The sequence below is a fragment of the Pseudomonas sp. GW821-FHT01E10 genome, from assembly GCF_059422365.1.
Window position 1 is genome coordinate 302,198 of the sequence record NZ_JBWKWT010000002.1, and the last position, 16,517, is coordinate 318,714.

Annotated in this window: 17 protein-coding genes; all 17 read left to right on the top strand. The window is 62.5% G+C overall.

The window, feature by feature from the left end; genetic code table 11:
- The first annotated feature begins 2 nt into the window (after window positions 1-2).
- The 17 genes from AC07V0_RS05075 to AC07V0_RS05155 are packed head-to-tail and all read left to right on the top strand — an operon-like array spanning window position 3 to window position 16,226.
- Window positions 3-257 carry an acyl carrier protein gene (locus AC07V0_RS05075; RefSeq protein ID WP_007936741.1) on the top strand — a complete coding sequence of 85 codons (255 nt, stop codon included), beginning with the start codon at window positions 3-5 and terminating at the stop codon, window positions 255-257.
- Window positions 254-799 (top strand): COG4648 family protein, encoded by a 546-nt coding sequence (locus AC07V0_RS05080; protein WP_018928589.1) that lies wholly within the window; start codon window positions 254-256, stop codon window positions 797-799. Before AC07V0_RS05075 ends, AC07V0_RS05080 begins: the two co-directional genes overlap by 4 nt.
- A complete protein-coding gene (locus tag AC07V0_RS05085; protein ID WP_018928590.1) occupies window positions 796-2,478 on the top strand; it encodes an acyl-CoA synthetase family protein in 1,683 nt (560 codons plus the stop codon). The genes AC07V0_RS05080 and AC07V0_RS05085 overlap by 4 nt, the downstream gene beginning before the upstream one ends.
- Complete coding sequence (locus AC07V0_RS05090) at window positions 2,471-3,205, top strand: glycosyltransferase family 2 protein (protein ID WP_018928591.1); 735 nt, start codon at window positions 2,471-2,473, stop codon at window positions 3,203-3,205. Before AC07V0_RS05085 ends, AC07V0_RS05090 begins: the two co-directional genes overlap by 8 nt.
- A complete protein-coding gene (locus tag AC07V0_RS05095; RefSeq protein WP_018928592.1) occupies window positions 3,202-4,149 on the top strand; it encodes a lysophospholipid acyltransferase family protein in 948 nt (315 codons plus the stop codon). The genes AC07V0_RS05090 and AC07V0_RS05095 overlap by 4 nt, the downstream gene beginning before the upstream one ends.
- Window positions 4,130-5,674, top strand: coding sequence for an HAL/PAL/TAL family ammonia-lyase (locus tag AC07V0_RS05100; protein ID WP_019581878.1), 1,545 nt, complete (start codon window positions 4,130-4,132; stop codon window positions 5,672-5,674). The genes AC07V0_RS05095 and AC07V0_RS05100 overlap by 20 nt, the downstream gene beginning before the upstream one ends.
- On the top strand, window positions 5,667-6,092 hold the full coding sequence (locus tag AC07V0_RS05105) for an acyl-CoA thioesterase (protein WP_018928594.1): 426 nt from the start codon (window positions 5,667-5,669) through the stop codon (window positions 6,090-6,092). The genes AC07V0_RS05100 and AC07V0_RS05105 overlap by 8 nt, the downstream gene beginning before the upstream one ends.
- Complete coding sequence (locus tag AC07V0_RS05110) at window positions 6,089-6,691, top strand: outer membrane lipoprotein carrier protein LolA (RefSeq protein ID WP_018928595.1); 603 nt, start codon at window positions 6,089-6,091, stop codon at window positions 6,689-6,691. The genes AC07V0_RS05105 and AC07V0_RS05110 overlap by 4 nt, the downstream gene beginning before the upstream one ends.
- Entirely contained in the window at window positions 6,675-9,014 is a 2,340-nt protein-coding gene (locus tag AC07V0_RS05115; protein ID WP_495019466.1) for an MMPL family transporter, read from the top strand. The genes AC07V0_RS05110 and AC07V0_RS05115 overlap by 17 nt, the downstream gene beginning before the upstream one ends.
- Window positions 9,011-10,171 (top strand): cation:proton antiporter, encoded by a 1,161-nt coding sequence (locus AC07V0_RS05120; RefSeq protein ID WP_495019467.1) that lies wholly within the window; start codon window positions 9,011-9,013, stop codon window positions 10,169-10,171. The genes AC07V0_RS05115 and AC07V0_RS05120 overlap by 4 nt, the downstream gene beginning before the upstream one ends.
- Window positions 10,158-11,405: an NAD(P)/FAD-dependent oxidoreductase gene (locus tag AC07V0_RS05125; protein ID WP_495019468.1), complete on the top strand. Its 1,248-nt coding sequence runs from the start codon at window positions 10,158-10,160 to the stop codon at window positions 11,403-11,405. Before AC07V0_RS05120 ends, AC07V0_RS05125 begins: the two co-directional genes overlap by 14 nt.
- Window positions 11,402-12,127 carry a class I SAM-dependent methyltransferase gene (locus AC07V0_RS05130; RefSeq protein WP_495019469.1) on the top strand — a complete coding sequence of 242 codons (726 nt, stop codon included), beginning with the start codon at window positions 11,402-11,404 and terminating at the stop codon, window positions 12,125-12,127. The genes AC07V0_RS05125 and AC07V0_RS05130 overlap by 4 nt, the downstream gene beginning before the upstream one ends.
- The gene (locus tag AC07V0_RS05135; protein WP_018928600.1) at window positions 12,127-12,624 is read left to right on the top strand and encodes a DUF3261 domain-containing protein; all 498 of its coding nucleotides are present in this window, start codon (window positions 12,127-12,129) and stop codon (window positions 12,622-12,624) included. The genes AC07V0_RS05130 and AC07V0_RS05135 overlap by 1 nt, the downstream gene beginning before the upstream one ends.
- A complete protein-coding gene (locus AC07V0_RS05140) occupies window positions 12,621-13,817 on the top strand; it encodes a beta-ketoacyl-[acyl-carrier-protein] synthase family protein (RefSeq protein ID WP_064615935.1) in 1,197 nt (398 codons plus the stop codon). Before AC07V0_RS05135 ends, AC07V0_RS05140 begins: the two co-directional genes overlap by 4 nt.
- On the top strand, window positions 13,814-14,272 hold the full coding sequence (locus tag AC07V0_RS05145; protein WP_018928602.1) for a hotdog family protein: 459 nt from the start codon (window positions 13,814-13,816) through the stop codon (window positions 14,270-14,272). The genes AC07V0_RS05140 and AC07V0_RS05145 overlap by 4 nt, the downstream gene beginning before the upstream one ends.
- Window positions 14,272-15,000, top strand: coding sequence for a 3-oxoacyl-ACP reductase FabG (gene fabG, locus AC07V0_RS05150; protein WP_495019470.1), 729 nt, complete (start codon window positions 14,272-14,274; stop codon window positions 14,998-15,000). Before AC07V0_RS05145 ends, fabG begins: the two co-directional genes overlap by 1 nt.
- On the top strand, window positions 15,000-16,226 hold the full coding sequence (locus tag AC07V0_RS05155) for a beta-ketoacyl-ACP synthase (RefSeq protein ID WP_495019471.1): 1,227 nt from the start codon (window positions 15,000-15,002) through the stop codon (window positions 16,224-16,226). The genes fabG and AC07V0_RS05155 overlap by 1 nt, the downstream gene beginning before the upstream one ends.
- Window positions 16,227-16,517 lie beyond the last annotated feature (291 nt).

Below are 16,517 nucleotides of genomic sequence, written 5' to 3' on the forward strand. Positions count from 1 at the left end.
CCATGCAAACTCGTGACGATATTTTCAACACCCTGCGCGATGCTCTGGTCGAACTCTTCGAGCTGGACCCCGAGCGCATCAGCCTGGAATCCAACCTGTACCAGGATCTGGAAATCGACAGCATCGATGCGGTCGACCTGATCGATCACATCAAACGCCAGACCGGCAAGAAAATCGCCGCCGAAGAATTCAAATCGGTGCGTACCGTCAGCGACGTGGTCGAGGCGGTCTACCGTCTGGTTCAGCCCGCCGCATGAGCCGACTGATTGGCCTTGGCCTGCTGCTCGCAGGCCTGCTGTACCCCTTTGCGGTGTATTTCGGCATGGAGCATTTTGCCCCGTGGCAGTTCGGTCTGCTGCTGGGCAGCCTGTGGCTGGCGCGAGCGCTGACCGGCGAACGGCGCCCCGGCAGCCTGTGGATGTCCACGGTCGCCATCGCCTTCTGCCTGCTGCTGGCAGCGTTCGACAGCCCGGTGCTGCTGCGCTGGTACCCGGTGCTGATCAGCGCGTTCATGCTGGTGCTGTTCGGTCTTAGCCTGAAATACGGCCCGCCGATGGTCGAACGCCTGGCCCGCCTGCGAGAACCGGATTTACCGCCCAGGGCCATTCGCTACACCCGCCAGGTGACCATTGCCTGGAGCGTGTTTTTTCTCTGCAACGGTTTGTGCGCCGCCGCCCTGACCCTTTGGGCGCCGCTGAGCTGGTGGATGTTGTACACCGGCCTGATCTCCTATGGATTGATCGGCCTGATGTTTGCCATTGAATGGCTGATACGACAACGGGTACGAGGCCACCCATGAATTGGATAAAACTTGAGCAACTGCTGCTCAAGGCTCAGCCGGAGCGTGCCGTGACGGCCGAGCCCGCGTTGAATCACGCGCAATTGTGCGACCGGGCCCTGAGCCTGGCTGCCGGCCTGCAAGCCCAGGGTGTGCAGCGCATCGCCGTGCACCTTGAAGACGCCGCCGACCTGGCCATTGCCCTGCTCGGCGCCTGGCGTGCCGGGATCAGCGTACTGCTGCCCGCCGACCTGCAAGCGCAGACGCGCCAGCGCTGGTCGACCGAGGTCGATCTGTGGCTGACCGATCAGACCGACGATGCGCACCTGAGCGATTATCGGCATCCGCCGCTACCAGCCCACCCGCTGGACCTGGATCGTTGTCAGCTGAGCCTGTGCACCTCCGGCTCCAGTGGCGAACCCAAGCGCATCGACAAAACCCTGCGCCAACTGGCCAATGAAGTCGAAGCGCTGGAGCACTTGTGGGGCGCAGATCTGGGCGAAGCCTGCATCATCGGCAGCGTCGCCACCCAGCACATCTACGGCTTGCTGTTTCGGGTGCTGTGGCCGCTGTGCGCCGGGCGTTCGTTCGTGCGCAAGCAACTGGCTTTCCCGGAAGACTTGCAACGCGCCAGCCGCGAACACCCGGCCTTCGCCTGGGTCGCCAGCCCGGCATTGCTCAAGCGCATGGGCGACAACCTCGACTGGCCAGCGCTGAGCGCAGTGCGCCGAGTGTTCTCCTCCGGTGGCGCGTTACCCGCCGAAGCCTCGCAAAGCCTGTACGAACGCCTGCAACAATGGCCGACCGAGATCCTCGGCAGCTCGGAAACCGGCGGCATCGCCTGGCGTCAAGGCCAGGATCTCTGGCAGCCCTTCGCCGGCGTGGAGCTGAGCCAGGACAGCGATGGCGCCCTGCTTATCGCATCGCCATACCTGCCGGCAGGTCATATCGAACACACCGCCGATGCCGCGCGCATCGCAGCCGACGGCCGTTTCGAGCTGTTGGGGCGGCTGGACCGGATCGTCAAACTGGAAGAAAAACGTATCTCGCTACCCATGCTCGAACACGCGCTGATGGCGCACGCCTGGGTCGCCGAAGCGCGCCTGGGAGTGGTTCAGGAAAACCGCGCCTCATTGGGGGCGTTGCTGGTGCTCAGCGAGCGAGGTATGCACGCGTTGCGCAATCAGGGACGACGCAGCCTCACGCAAGCGTTGCGTCAGCATCTGAGCCAGCACTGTGAAACGCTGGCCCTGCCACGACGCTGGCGCCTGTTGCGGCAGTTGCCGCTGAACGCGCAGGGCAAACTGCCCCAGGCTGAGGTTGAAGCCTTGCTGCTGGCGCCCCGCCCAAAGGCGCCGCAAGTGCTGGAGCAGGTCGAAGCCGATGGTGAGTGGAGCCTGCAACTGGCCGTCCCGCCGGACCTGGCGTATTTCAGCGGACACTTTCCCCGGGCGCCGGTATTGCCCGGCGTGGTGCAAGTGGAGTGGGCATTGAGCCTGGGCCAGCAATTGATGGACCTGCCGGCAAAATTCGCCGGCATGGAAGTGCTGAAATTCCAGCAACTGGTGCGCCCTGGCGATGAAATCCAGTTGCACCTGCGCTTCGACCCGGCGCGCGGCAAATTGTATTTCGCCTATCGCAACGAAACCGCCACCTGCTCCAGCGGGCGGATTTTGCTGGAGGCTGCCAGCGATGCATAACCCCTGCGCCATAATCCCGGTCTACAACCACGAAACCGCCATCACTGCCGTGGTCGATGCGCTGCTAGCCTGTGACCTGCCATGCATTCTGGTGGACGATGCCAGTAGCCCCGCCTGCGCCAAGGTACTCGACCAACTGGCGCAGCGCGACAGGGTTTATCTGATCCGGCTCACCATCAATCAGGGCAAGGGCGGCGCAGTGATGACCGGTCTGCGGGAGGCTTCGCGCCTGGGCTTCAGCCATGCCTTGCAGGTGGACGCCGACGGCCAGCACGACCTGCAAGACGTCAAAGTCTTCATCGAATACTCACGCAACCATCCCGAGGCGGTGATCTGCGGCTATCCGCAATACGACGCCAGCGTGCCGAAAGGTCGTTTGTACGCGCGCTACCTGACTCACGTCATGGTCTGGATCAACACCCTGTCACTGCAGATTCGCGACTCGATGTGCGGCTTCCGTGTCTATCCGTTACCGCCAACCCTGGCACTGATCGACTCGGCCAGGATCGGCAAGCGCATGGACTTCGACTCCGACATCCTGGTGCGCCTGGCCTGGCGCAATCTGCCGATGCAGTGGCTGAAAACCAGGGTCCATTACCCTCTGGATGGCGTTTCACATTTCCGTCTGTTCTACGACAACGTACTGATTACGAGCATGCACACCCGGCTGTTCTTCGGCATGTTGCTGCGAGCACCGGTGATCCTCTGGCGACGGTGGCGGGCATGAACGGCAACGCAGACAAACAGCACTGGGCCGACCGCCAGGAGCGTGGCAGTTTCTGGCTGATGAAGTTCACCGCATTCTGCGCAAAGGTCCTGGGCCGACGCCTGCTGAGCCCGCTGCTCTACGGCATCGTGCTGTACTTTTTCCTGTTCGGACGCAGCGCCCGCCAAAGCGCCTGGCAATACCAGCAGCGGCTCGCCGACTGGAGCGGGCGCAGCGAATTGCGTCCGACTCATTGGCGGGTGTTCGGCCAGTTCATGGCCTTCGCCGATTCCATGCTCGACAAACTCGACGTGTGGAACGGCAAGCTGAGCATCGAGCAGATCGAAATCATCGACCCGGCGCTGCTGCGCAATAAACTGCGCGGCACACGCGGGCAGATGCTGGTGGGCGCGCACCTGGGCAATCTCGAGGTTTGCCGGGCACTGGCCGAGATCGGCGAGAAAGTCACCATGAACGTGCTGGTGCACACCAAGCACGCCGAGCAGTTCAACCGCCTGCTGGGCGAAGCCGGGGCAACCAATCTGCGGCTGATCCAGGTCAGCGAGCTCGACCCGGTGATCATGCTGCAACTGCATGAGCGCCTGGAGCGCGGCGAGTGGCTGGCAATTGCCGGCGACCGTGTGCCGCTGCATGGCGGGCGCAGCGTGACGGTGGATTTTCTCGGTCACCAGGCAGCATTCCCGCAAGGCCCGTGGCTGCTGGCCGGTTTGCTGAAATGCCCGGTCAATCTGCTGCTGTGCCTGAAGAAGCCCACGGGCGACTATCGACTGACCCTCGAACCGTTCACCGAGGCGGTGGTGTGGAAACGCAGCGAACGCGAACAGGTCATTCATCAGTGGGCCTCCCGCTACGCCGAACGCCTGGGTCACTATTGCCTCGAAGCGCCCCAACAATGGTTCAACTTTTACCCTTTCTGGAAGACCGATGACGACGCCAACGCTTGAGCCGGTAACCTTCGGCGAACTCCCTTTGTGCATCGAAGACGTGCTGGCCCTGGCCAACCGTCAGGTGCCGACGCAGTTGCAGGGCGACCCCGAGTTTCGCCAGCGCATTGCCAAGGGTCCGCAGTTCCTTGACTCCCTGCTGGACAAGGAAGGCGTGATCTATGGCGTGACCACCGGTTATGGCGATTCCTGTGTGGTGGCGGTGCCGCTGCACCACGTCGAAGCCCTGCCTCGTCATCTGTACACATTCCACGGCTGCGGCCTGGGCAAACTGCTCGATGCCCAGGCCACCCGTGCGGTGCTGGCGGCACGTTTACAGTCGCTGTGCCAGGGCGTGTCCGGGGTGCGCGTGGAGTTGCTGGAGCGCCTGCAAGCGTTCCTCGAACACGACATCCTGCCACTGATTCCGGAAGAAGGTTCCGTGGGCGCCAGCGGTGATCTGACGCCGCTGTCCTACGTCGCCGCGACCTTGTCCGGCGAGCGCGAAGTGATGTTCCGCGGCGAACGCCGGCAAGCGGCTGATGTGCACAAGGAACTGGGTTGGCAACCGCTGGTATTGCGCCCCAAGGAAGCCCTGGCGCTGATGAACGGCACCGCCGTGATGACCGGCCTTGCGTGCCTGGCTTACGCCCGTGCCGATTACCTGCTGCAACTGGCCACGCGCATCACCGCGCTGAACGTGGTCGCTTTGCAGGGCAACCCGGAGCACTTCGACGAGCGCCTGTTCGCCGCCAAACCCCATCCCGGGCAGATGCAAGTTGCCGCGTGGCTGCGCAAGGATCTGGCGATCGACGCGCCGACCGCGCCGCTGCATCGCCTGCAAGACCGTTACTCCCTGCGTTGCGCACCACACGTGCTCGGTGTGCTGGCCGACAGTCTGAACTGGCTGCGCTCGTTCATCGAGATCGAACTCAACAGCGCCAACGACAACCCGATCATCGACGCCGAAGCCGAACGCGTGCTGCACGGCGGGCACTTCTACGGCGGCCACATTGCGTTCGCCATGGACAGCCTGAAAAACCTGGTGGCCAACGTCGCCGACTTGCTCGACCGTCAACTCGCGCTGCTGGTGGACGAACGCTACAACCATGGCTTGCCGAGCAACCTGTCCGGCGCCACCGCCGACCGTGCGATGCTCAATCACGGCTTCAAGGCCGTGCAGATCGGCACCAGCGCCTGGACCGCCGAAGCCCTGAAAAACACCATGCCGGCCAGCGTCTTCTCGCGCTCCACCGAGTGCCACAACCAGGACAAAGTCAGCATGGGCACCATCGCTGCCCGCGACGCCATCCGCGTGCTGGAGCTGACCGAACAGGTTGCCGCCGCCACGCTGCTGGCCGCCAATCAAGGCGTGTGGCTGCGCGGCCAGGCTGAAGACGCGCGTCCACTGCCACCGGCCCTGGCCGCGATGCACGAGGAATTGGCCAAGGACTTCCCGCCGGTCATCGAAGACCGTGCCCTGGAAGGCGAATTGCGCCTGTGCCTGCAACGCATCGCCGAGCAACACTGGAGGCTGCATGCGTAGCAAGGGAGTGCTTCACACCGATACGGAAATCCTCGTCCCGTTCTTTGACGTCGACACCATGAACGTGGTCTGGCACGGCCATTACGTCAAATACCTGGAAGTCGCCCGCTGTGCGCTGCTGGACAGGATCGGCCACAACTACGACGCCATGGTTGCGTCGGGTTACGCCTGGCCGGTGATCGACTTGCAGTTGCGCTATGTGCGCGGCGCCGTGTTCGGCCAGAAGCTGAATGTGCGCGCCAGCCTGGTGGAATGGGAGAACCGACTGAAGATCAATTACCTGATCAGCGATCTCGCAACTGGCGAACGTCTGACCCGCGCTGTTTCAGTGCAGGTTGCCGTCGACATGAGCAGCCGCGAAATGCAGTTGGCTTCGCCCAAGGTGTTTACCGACGCGGTTGAAAGGGTGCTGCCATGAATTCGCTTTTCAAATGCCTTGGCGCTTTAGCGTTGCTCGGGCTTTCATCGTTGGCCCAGGCCTTCGATCTCCAGCAACTGAGCGATCAACTGGCCAAACCCGATGTGATCCACGGCAACTTCATCCAGGAAAAACACCTGCGCGCCCTGCCCCAGCCGCTGACCAGCAAGGGCACCTTCGTTCTGGCGAAAAATCACGGCCTGCTCTGGCTGCTGAAAACGCCGCTGCAACAGGATTACCGCATCAGCGACAAGGGCATTGCCCGGCGGGATGCCAGCGGCTGGCAAATGCTGCCGAGCAAGAGTGCCGGCGCCGAACAGAACCGTTTGTTCCTCGCCGTGCTGCAAGGCGACAGCAGTGGCCTGCAACGGGATTTCGAGCTGTCGCTGAGTGGTGATGCGCAGAACTGGAAACTGACCCTGACCCCGCGTTCGATGCTGCTCAAACAGGTGTTCAATCAGATCAACATTGACGGCGGCGAACTGGTGCACAACATCGAGCTGCTCGAAACCCAGGGTGACCGAACCCTGTTGCGCATGCAGGACAGCACCAGCGCCCAACCTTTGAGCGATGCGGAGCAACATGACTTTGCCGAGTGAACGGATGCTGCCGCGGCTGTTCCTGGTCCTGCTGCTGGCGGTACTCGCACTCGCCGGTTGGCAGTGGCGCGACGGCACTCCGCTGTCGGCCAACCTGATGGAACTGGTGCCAGGCACCGCGCCGGACGCGCTGGAGCTGCGCGCCGAACAACGCATGCAAGAACCGTTGAACCGGGAAATGCTGGTACTGGTCGGCCATAAAGACCGTCAGCAAGCCATCGCCATGGCGCAAAAACTCGGTGAACAGTGGCAAGCCAGCGGCGTGTTCGAAAAGGTCCAGTGGAACCTGCAAGCCGACTTGCCAGCGCTGCGCACGCAATTGCTGCAAGGCCGACTGGCGATGCTGTCCGCGGCCGACCGTCAGCAACTCATCGAGCATCCCGACGCCTTTATCCAGCAACGGGTACAAGCCCTGTTCGACCCCTTCACCGGGTTCAGCCTGGTGCCGAGCCAGGATGACTGGCTCGGCCTGACCGGGCGCATCCAGAACAGCCAGCCACAGCGCGGTTCGGTGCAGTTGGACATCGGCAGCGGCGTGCTGGTCGCCGATGCCGACGGCAAGAGCTGGGTGATGCTGCGGGCGCGAACCGTCGGCAACGCATTCGACATGAACCTGCCGCTGCAAGTGGCTGACCTGCTCCAGCACAGTCGCGAAGAAGCCGCCCAGGCGGATGTGCAACTGCTCGCTGCCAGCGGCCTGCTGTATGCCGCCAGCGGTCAACGGCAAGCCGCGCGCGAGATCACCTGGGTCGGTGGCGGCGCCACGATGGGGATTTTGTTGCTGCTGTTGCTGGCCTTCCGGCGTTGGCGGGTGGTGCTGGCGTTCGTCCCGGTGCTGGTGGGCATGCTGTTCGGCGCGGTGGCCTGCGTGGCACTGTTCGGTCAGATGCATGTGATGACGCTGGTGCTGGGCTCAAGCCTGATCGGCGTGGCGGTGGATTACCCACTGCATTACCTGTCGAAAAGCTGGAGCCTGAAACCCTGGCACAGTTGGCCGGCGTTGCGCCTGACCCTGCCAGGGCTGACGCTGAGCCTGATCACCAGTTGCATCGGCTACCTGGCCCTGGCCTGGACGCCGTTCCCGGCCCTGACCCAGATTGCCGTGTTCTCCGCCGCTGGCCTGCTCGGCGCTTATCTGTCAGCGGTGTGCCTGCTGCCGGCGCTGCTCAAGGGCGCGCAACTGCGTCCGGCGCAATGGCCGATGCGCATTGCCGAGTCTTTGCTGGCGCTGCGTGAATCGCTGCTCAAATACGTACGCACGCCGGTGTTGCTGGCGCTGTTGATCGCGTTCTGTGTTGGCGGTCTGTTGCAGTTGCAAACAAAAAACGACATTCGCCAATGGGTCGGCGCACCGCAGCAACTGACGGACGAAGCCCAGACCATTGCGCGCATCACCGGCTATCAACCCACCAGCCAGTTTTTCCTGGTGCGCGCGGCCAATCACCAGGAGTTGCTCGAACGCCAGACGGCACTGAGCGAGCGCCTGGATCAGTTGGTCAACCTGGAAAAACTCCAGGGCTACCTGTCGCTCAACCAGTTGGTCAGCCCGCCGAGCGAACAGCGCAAAGTGCGTGATGCTCTGGGCAAGCTGCCGCAGTTCTGGCAACCGTTGCTCGAGCTTGGCGTGCCTGCCGACGCGCTGCAAGCCGAGTTGGTGAAGCTACAGGCGCTGCCCACCGAAGATATCGACGCGGCCCTGGCTGGCCCATTGGCCGAGCCCTACCGCACCCTGTGGCTGGGGCCGACCGATAACGGCGTGGCCGCGATGGTCAGCCTGCAAGGTTTGAACAATCCGGCGTTGTTGCGGGTCCAGGCGCTGGACTTGCCGGGTGTGCAACTGGTCGACCGCCTCGGCGACCTGAACAAGGTATTTGCCGCAACTCAAATCAGCGCCGCTGAATTGAAACTCGCCTCCTGCGTATTGATCGTGCTGGTGCTGATCCTGCCATTCGGTCTCGGTGGCGCACTGCGAATTGTCTCCCTGCCACTACTGGCGGCCCTGTGCAGCCTGGCAAGCCTCGGCTGGCTCGGGCAGCCGCTGACGCTGTTCAGCCTGTTCGGCCTGCTGCTGGTGACAGCCATCAGCGTCGACTACGCGATCCTCATGCGCGAACAGATCGGCGGCGCCGCCGCGAGCCTGTTGGGCACCATGCTGGCAGCCGCAACCACATGGCTATCGTTTGGCCTGCTGGCGGTGTCCAGCACACCGGCGGTGAGCAACTTCGGCCTATCGGTGAGCCTCGGCCTGGCGTACAGCTTCATCCTGGCGCCGTGGGCCGGACGCCAAGTCCACACCGCCCCGGTTGCGGAGCCAGCAGCATGATGGTCGCGGCGTTCTGGGTCATGGCCCTGGTGTTGTTCGCCATGGCCACCCACGTCGGTCGACGTTTCGGTCTGATTCCGATCGTCAGCCAGTTGTTGCTGGCAACCTTCGGCCTGCCGCTGCTGATGTATTTCTGGATCGAACCAGGCTGGCATCTCAGCGGTGCCGACCTGATCTCGCCGGGTTGGCTGAAGAACCTCTACAGCCTGAGCTTTGCCTTGCTGCTGGGGCACATCCTCAGCGACGTGATCGACCTGCGACTGGATCGCCAGAGCCTGAAAATCGCCCTGCCGAGTTTCTGCATTCCCTTTGCCTGCGGGCTGGCGACAGCGGTCTGGTTACTGCCGCCACAGCCGTGGATCAGCTCGCTGGCGGTCGGTCTGTTGTTCGCCATCACCGCGATTCCGGTGTTGTACCTGTACCTGCGACACATCAACTACCCGCCCGCCGCCACCCGACGCCTGGTGCAGACCGCGATCCTGATCGACCTGACTTGCTGGACCCTGTTCGCGTTCGCCCAAGGCAGCCTGCACCTGAGCAGCCTCTTGCTGCCGCTGGCAGGCGCCTGTCTGCCGTTATTGCTGCGACTGCTCGGGTTGCGCCAACCGTTGCTGCACAGCGGCTGCTTCTTCGCGCTGCTGGTGGTCGCCGAGCACTTCAAGCTCAATGCGCTGATTTTCGGCATCGGTTACCTGCTGTGCATGGCCGCGCTCAAGGTGTCGCTGGTACTGCCATTGCCAACAGCGTGGATGAGTCGTTTGCAGACCTGGATCGCCATCCCGTTGATCCTCACGTTCGGCATCGTGCAGATCAACGTACACAGCGCCCTCGACAGTCTCGGTGGGGTGCAACTGGCCGCGCTCCTGTTGTTGCCGATCGCCAGCAAATTGTTGGGCAACTGGCTGGGCCTCGGCTGGGCCGGCGTCTCGTTTGAAGGTGCCAGCCGCTGGCGGGAAAGCCTTTTACTGAATATCCGCGGCTTGAGCGAGATCGTCTTTCTCAACCTGCTGCTGCAACAACAACTCATCAGCCCCGAGCTGTATTTCGCGCTGATGTTGATGGGCCTGGTCGCAACCCTGCTGCCGGCACTCGCCGGCATGCACCGAATCCCTTTGAACATCGCCGCCCCGGCAAGGAGCACCCGTGTCAACAGTTGAAATGGAACGTCGTCAGGTGGTGGTGATCGGTGCCGGCCCCTCGGGCGCCATCGCCGCCGCGCTGCTCAAGCGCAAAGGCCATGATGTGCTGATGATCGAACGCCAGCATTTCCCGCGGTTTTCCATCGGTGAAAGCCTGCTGTCCCACTGCCTGGATTTCGTCGAAGAAGCCGGCATGCTCGACGCGGTCAATGCGGCCGGTTTCCAATTGAAGAACGGTGCGGCATTCGCCTGGGGCGATCAGTACAGCACCTTCGATTTCGGTGAGACGTTCAGCAACGGCAAGCCGACGACCTTCCAGGTCCAGCGCGCCGACTTTGACAAACTGCTGGCCGATCAGGCTGAACTGCAGGGAGTCGACGTCCGTTACGGCGAAGCCATCGTCAGCGTTGATTTCAGCTTGGCGAAACCGCAGCTCGATGTGCTTCGCGAAGATGGCAGCCAATACCGCGTCGAGGCCGATTTCGTGCTCGATGCCAGCGGCTACGGTCGCGTACTGCCACGCTTGCTGGACCTTGAGGCACCGTCGAACTTTCCGGTGCGCCAAGCCGTGTTCACCCACGTCGAAGACTGTATCGACAGCCCGGCTTTCGAACGGGAAAAAATCCTCATTACCACCCATCCGACCCAGCGCGACATCTGGTTCTGGACCATCCCGTTCAGCAACGGTCGCTGCTCGGTGGGCGTCGTGGCAGCCGCCGAACACTTCGCAGGCCGCACCGAGAATCTGGACGACTGCCTGCGCGGCTTCATCGCCGAAACGCCAAGCCTGGCCGGGGTGCTGAACAATGCGGTGTGGGATACCCCTGCGCGGACCATCGGCGGTTATTCGGCCAACGTCAAAACCCTGCATGGCCCTGGCTTCGCCTTGTTGGGCAATGCCGCGGAATTTCTCGACCCGGTGTTCTCCTCCGGCGTGACCATCGCCATGCGTTCGGCGAGCATGGCCGCCGGGATGTTGCACCGCCAACTGCAAGGTGAAAGCGTCGACTGGCAGACCGAATTCGCCGAACCGCTCAAGCGCGGCGTCGACACCTTCCGTTGCTACGTCGAAGGCTGGTACGCAGGGACTTTTCAGGATGTGATTTTCTATCAGGGCGGTACAGAAGATATTCGCCGCATGATCAGCTCGATCCTCGCGGGTTATGCCTGGGATGAACGCAACCCGTTCGTCAGCGAAGCCAAACGTCGACTGCGGATGATCTCAGACCTGTGCGCCAGGGAAGCGACATGAGTTATTTGAGCGACAACTACGTCGAAGAAACCCGTTTCGGCTTCTGGTTCCTGCGCAGCCACACCTGGCAGCACCATGTATTGCGAGTGGCGATCAATGACTTGCGCAGCCTGTTCAGCACACCGTTGCCCAGCAATCCGGTCTTGCTGGACGCCGGGTGCGGCCAGGGCAAATCGTTCCAGTACCTGCGCCAGACCTTCGCGCCCAAGCATCTGATCGGACTGGATGCCGACCCTCACAGCCTGAACCTGAGCGGCGAAGAAGCGGCCCGCCAGGGCATGGAGGTAGAGCTGATCGGCAGTGACTGCGCGAGCATTAAAGTGCCGGACGCCAGTGTCGATCTGCTGTTCTGTCACCAGACTTTCCATCATCTTGTCGATCAGGATCAGGCCCTGGCCGAGTTCTATCGGGTGCTCAAGCCGGGCGGTTATCTGCTGTTCGCCGAGTCCACCGAGGCTTACATTGATACGTGGGTGATTCGCTGGTTGTTCCGCCACCCGATGCACGTGCAAAAGAGTGCCGCCGGCTACCTGGAGATGATTCGTCGGCAGGGTTTTGAATTTAGCCCGAAAAACGTGTCTTACCCTTACTTGTGGTGGAGTCGCGCCAAGGATTTCGGCCTGCTCGAACGCTTCGGCTTGCGCCAGCCAAAACCCTTTGGCCAACGGGAAGAAACCCTGGTCAATGTGGTCGCGCGCAAGCCCCTTGAAGAGAGTGTCTGATGATCCGTTTCCTGCTTCTGGGTTGTGTCCTGCTACTGAGCGCCTGTGCCAGCCAGACGCCGCTGCCCGAGCGAACCCCGAACCTGGCGTTGCCACTGCAACTGCATATCGAACGGCAGATGGCCGAGCAGCGTCAGGACTGGCTCCTGGTGATCCAGCGTGAAGGCCCGGGCATTCGCTGGTCGATGATGGACCCGTTGGGGATTCCCGTGGCACGACAGAAACTGATCGATGGCCAATGGCAAGCCGACGGTCTGCTACCACCCAATCCGGAAGCCCGGGAGCTGTTCGCCGCCCTGTTGTTTGCATTGACCCCCGAAGGCGAGTTGCACGGCAACTATCCCGCCGCCCGACAGCATGACGGGCAACGGTCATTGTCAGCGCGCTGGAATATCCGCTATTCACAACCAAGTCTTTCGCAACCACCGAGCTTTGAATTGAACGTGTCCCAAGGCCCGCATTATCGCGTCACCCCGTTAGGCGAAAACACGCCATGACCGCTTACCTGAATGCCCTCGGGGTAATCTGCGCCCTCGGCCGCGACAAGCAGGAAGTCGCCCGCAACCTGTTTGCCGGCGATTGCTCGGGCATACGCAACGAGGCCGGCTGGGTCGCGGAGCGCTCGTTGCCCGTGGCGGCGGTGCGTGGTGAGCTGGCACCGATTCCGGCTGAGCTGGCTCATCAAAGCAGTCGCAACAACCAATTGCTGCTGGAGGCCGCGCTGCAAATTCGCCAAGACATCGAGCAGGCGATCCAGACCTACGGCCGCGACCGTATCGGCGTCATTCTGGGCACCAGCACCTCAGGCATCGACGAAGCCAGCCGCGGCCTGGCCCATTACATCCGCGAACATCACTTCCCGGCCGATTATGACTATCAGCAGCAAGAGCTCGGCGCTCCGGCGACGTTTCTCGCCGACTGGCTGCAATTGAGCGGCCCGGCCTATGTGATCTCCACCGCCTGCACCTCCAGCGCCCGCGCGCTGATGAGTGCCCAGCGGCTGCTCGACCTGGGCATGTGCGATGCCGTGTTGTGCGGTGGTGTCGACAGCTTGTGCAAGCTGACCCTCAACGGTTTCTCGGCCCTGGAAGCGGTGTCCGAGCAACGCTGCAACCCGTTTTCGGCGAACCGCAACGGCATCAATATCGGCGAAGCCGCGGTGCTGTTCCTGATGAGCAAAACCGCCGGCAGCAGCCAACCGATTGCTTTGCTCGGCAGTGGCGCCAGCTCCGATGCACACCATATTTCCGCGCCGGAACCCACCGGCCGTGGCGCCCGGCAAGCCATGCACAAAGCCTTGAGCCGCGCAGGCCTGCAACCCCAACAGATCAGCTATCTGAACCTGCACGGCACCGCCACCCAACACAATGACGCCATGGAAAGCCTGGCTGTGACGGCGCTGTTTCCACAAGGCGTGCCTTGCTCATCGACCAAACCGATGACCGGCCATACCCTCGGCGCCGCTGGTGCCCTGGAAGCGGCGTTCTGCTGGTTGAGCCTGAGCGCGGATAACCACGAGCATGCCCTGCCGCCCCATGTCTGGGACGGGCAGCCCGACCCCGAGTTGCCGGCGTTGCATTGGGTGACCCCGACCGACCACCTGACGTCCATTGCACCCCGCTACCTGATGAGTAATTCCTTTGCCTTTGGTGGCAATAACGTCAGCCTGATTATCGGAGACGCCTCATGATTACCTGGCCGCTCGCCGAATTGCTGCCCCATGCCGGCGACATGATCCTCATCGATCAGATCCTGTCGTTCGACGACGAGCAGATCTATACCCGACTCACCGTCAAACCCGGCGGCCTGTTCAATCGCCCCGACGGCAGTCTGCCGGCCTGGGTCGGCATCGAGCTGATGGCCCAGAGCGTCGCCGCTTATGCCGGTTGCCATGCGCGCCAGAAAGGCAATGCGGTGGAACTGGGCTTCCTGCTCGGCAGCCGCAAATTCGAATGCAACGTGGAACACTTCCCCGCCGGCACCGAGCTGACTATCCACGGGATACGCTCGCTGGAAGACGATAACGGCATGGGTGTATTCGAATGCCACATCACCGCCCCCGGCATCCACGCGACCGCTCGGCTGAACGTGTTCCGCCCGCCTCAAGCCGCTCAATATCTACATGAATCCCAAGGAGTCGAGTGATGACTGAATCCGTACTGGTCACCGGCTCCAGCCGTGGTATTGGCCGCGCCATCGCATTGCGTCTGGCCAGGGCCGGGCATGACATCGTGCTGCACTGCCGCAGCGGCTTGGCGGACGCCGAAGCCGTCAAAGCCGAAGTGAAAACCTTGGGCCGCAACGCGCGCATCCTGCAATTCGACGTCAGCAACCGCGCCAGCTGCAAAGCGATCCTTGAAGCCGATGTCGAAGCCCATGGCGCCTATTACGGCGTGGTGCTCAACGCCGGCCTGACCCGCGACGGTGCTTTTCCGGCCCTGAGCGAGGAGGATTGGGATGTGGTGATGCGCACCAACCTCGACGGTTTCTACAACGTGCTGCACCCGGTGATGATGCCGATGATCCGTCGTCGCGCCGCCGGGCGGATTGTCTGCATTACTTCGGTGTCCGGGCTGATCGGCAATCGCGGGCAGGTCAATTACAGCGCGTCCAAGGCCGGTCTGATCGGCGCGGCCAAGGCATTGGCGATTGAGCTGGGCAAGCGCAAAATCACGGTTAACTGTGTCGCACCCGGCCTGATCGACACGGCGATGCTCGATGAAAACGTGCCGGTGGAAGAACTGATGAAAATGATCCCCGCACAACGCATGGGCACCCCGGAAGAGGTGGCCAGCGCAGTGAATTTCCTGATGTCGGCGGAAGCTTCGTACATCACCCGGCAGGTTCTGGCCGTCAACGGAGGCCTGTGCTGATGAAGCGCGTCGTCGTCACCGGCATGGCCGGCATCACCTCACTGGGCAGCGACTGGGACACCATCGCCGCCAACTTCGCCGCCAACCGCAGCGGCATTCGTCGCATGCACGAGTGGGATCGCTTTACCGAACTCAATACCCGCCTGGCCGGGCCGATAGACGACTTCGAGGTGCCCGGCCACTGGACGCGCAAGCAACTGCGCAGCATGGGCCGGGTATCGCGGCTGGCAGTCGGCGCTGCAGAACAGGCCCTGGCGGACGCCGGGCTGCTGGATGATGAGTCGATCAAAGACGGGCGCATGGGCGTGTCCTGCGGCTCGTCCACCGGCAGCACCGACGAGATCAAGGCGTTCGGCAAAATGTTGCTCAATTCGGTGGCCGAAGGCCTGAACGCCAACTCCTACGTGCGGATGATGCCGCACACCACGGCAGCGAATATCAGCATCTTCTTCGGCCTCACCGGCCGACTGATCCCGACCTCCAGTGCCTGCACCAGCGGTAGCCAGGGCATCGGTTACGCCTACGAGTCGATCAAGTTCGGCCGCCTGCCGCTGATGCTCGCCGGCGGCGCCGAAGAGCTGTGCCCGACCGAGGCCATGGTGTTCGATGCGCTCTACGCCACCAGCCTGAAAAACGATGCCCCGCAAACCAGCCCGCGCCCTTACGACAGCGGCCGCGATGGCCTGGTCATCGGTGAGGGCGGCGGCATGCTGGTACTCGAAGAGCTCGAACACGCCCTGGCGCGTGGCGCCCGCATCCACGCCGAGATCGTCGGTTTCGGCAGCAACGCCGACGGCCAGCATGCCACCCGCCCCGAGCTGATCACCATGCGCCGGGCCATGGAGCTGGCTTTGGAAGACGCCGGGCTCGACCCAAGCGCCATCGGCTATGTAAATGGTCACGGCACCGCTACAGAGCAGGGCGACATTGCCGAAACACTGGCGACCAACAGTTTGTTCGGCGAACACATGCCGATCAGCTCGCAGAAGAGCTTCCTCGGCCACACCCTGGGAGCCTGCGGCGCGCTGGAGTCCTGGTTCAGCATCGAAATGATGAACCGCGACCTGTACGTGCACACCTTCAACCTCGACGAGGTCGATCCACAGTGCGGCAAGCTCGATTACCTGCGCGGTGAATTCCGGCAGATGAGCAACCAGTACGTGATGAACAACAACTTCGCTTTTGGTGGGGTCAACACCTCGTTGATCTTCCGCCGCTGGTCGTAAACGAGCCACGCAGGGGCGATCATTACCGGGGTTGCGCTGAAAGGGGATTTGGCGAAGGTTCAGTAACGCCAGAATCGACAAAGGGCGCCTTTCGGCGCCCTTTCACAAACAGGTCGGCTTGTCATCGCCCGGTACCTGCCTGGCTCTGCGATGGCTGGTTACCCAGGATCCTCAGAGTCTCACAAGCCCCTTTCGGGAACGCGGGCAGTATTGCTTGAAACTTAACGGGAGACAACGGGTGGCGACTCGCCCAACTGTGCCACCTCTGATGGCATCACAGGCCAAGAGCGT

Bases quoted from the DNA above. Each gene is read 5' to 3' on its own strand.
- AC07V0_RS05080 (WP_018928589.1), top strand. From the start codon at position 254: ATGAGCCGACTGATTGGCCTTGGCCTGCTGCTCGCAGGCCTGCTGTAC.
- fabG (WP_495019470.1), top strand. From the start codon at position 14,272: ATGACTGAATCCGTACTGGTCACCGGCTCCAGCCGTGGTATTGGCCGC.
- AC07V0_RS05075 (WP_007936741.1), top strand. From the start codon at position 3: ATGCAAACTCGTGACGATATTTTCAACACCCTGCGCGATGCTCTGGTC.
- AC07V0_RS05130 (WP_495019469.1), top strand. From the start codon at position 11,402: ATGAGTTATTTGAGCGACAACTACGTCGAAGAAACCCGTTTCGGCTTC.
- AC07V0_RS05120 (WP_495019467.1), top strand. From the start codon at position 9,011: ATGATGGTCGCGGCGTTCTGGGTCATGGCCCTGGTGTTGTTCGCCATG.
- AC07V0_RS05110 (WP_018928595.1), top strand. From the start codon at position 6,089: ATGAATTCGCTTTTCAAATGCCTTGGCGCTTTAGCGTTGCTCGGGCTT.
- AC07V0_RS05100 (WP_019581878.1), top strand. From the start codon at position 4,130: ATGACGACGCCAACGCTTGAGCCGGTAACCTTCGGCGAACTCCCTTTG.
- AC07V0_RS05135 (WP_018928600.1), top strand. From the start codon at position 12,127: ATGATCCGTTTCCTGCTTCTGGGTTGTGTCCTGCTACTGAGCGCCTGT.
- AC07V0_RS05115 (WP_495019466.1), top strand. From the start codon at position 6,675: ATGACTTTGCCGAGTGAACGGATGCTGCCGCGGCTGTTCCTGGTCCTG.
- AC07V0_RS05155 (WP_495019471.1), top strand. From the start codon at position 15,000: ATGAAGCGCGTCGTCGTCACCGGCATGGCCGGCATCACCTCACTGGGC.
- AC07V0_RS05095 (WP_018928592.1), top strand. From the start codon at position 3,202: ATGAACGGCAACGCAGACAAACAGCACTGGGCCGACCGCCAGGAGCGT.
- AC07V0_RS05140 (WP_064615935.1), top strand. From the start codon at position 12,621: ATGACCGCTTACCTGAATGCCCTCGGGGTAATCTGCGCCCTCGGCCGC.
- AC07V0_RS05105 (WP_018928594.1), top strand. From the start codon at position 5,667: ATGCGTAGCAAGGGAGTGCTTCACACCGATACGGAAATCCTCGTCCCG.
- AC07V0_RS05090 (WP_018928591.1), top strand. From the start codon at position 2,471: ATGCATAACCCCTGCGCCATAATCCCGGTCTACAACCACGAAACCGCC.
- AC07V0_RS05085 (WP_018928590.1), top strand. From the start codon at position 796: ATGAATTGGATAAAACTTGAGCAACTGCTGCTCAAGGCTCAGCCGGAG.
- AC07V0_RS05145 (WP_018928602.1), top strand. From the start codon at position 13,814: ATGATTACCTGGCCGCTCGCCGAATTGCTGCCCCATGCCGGCGACATG.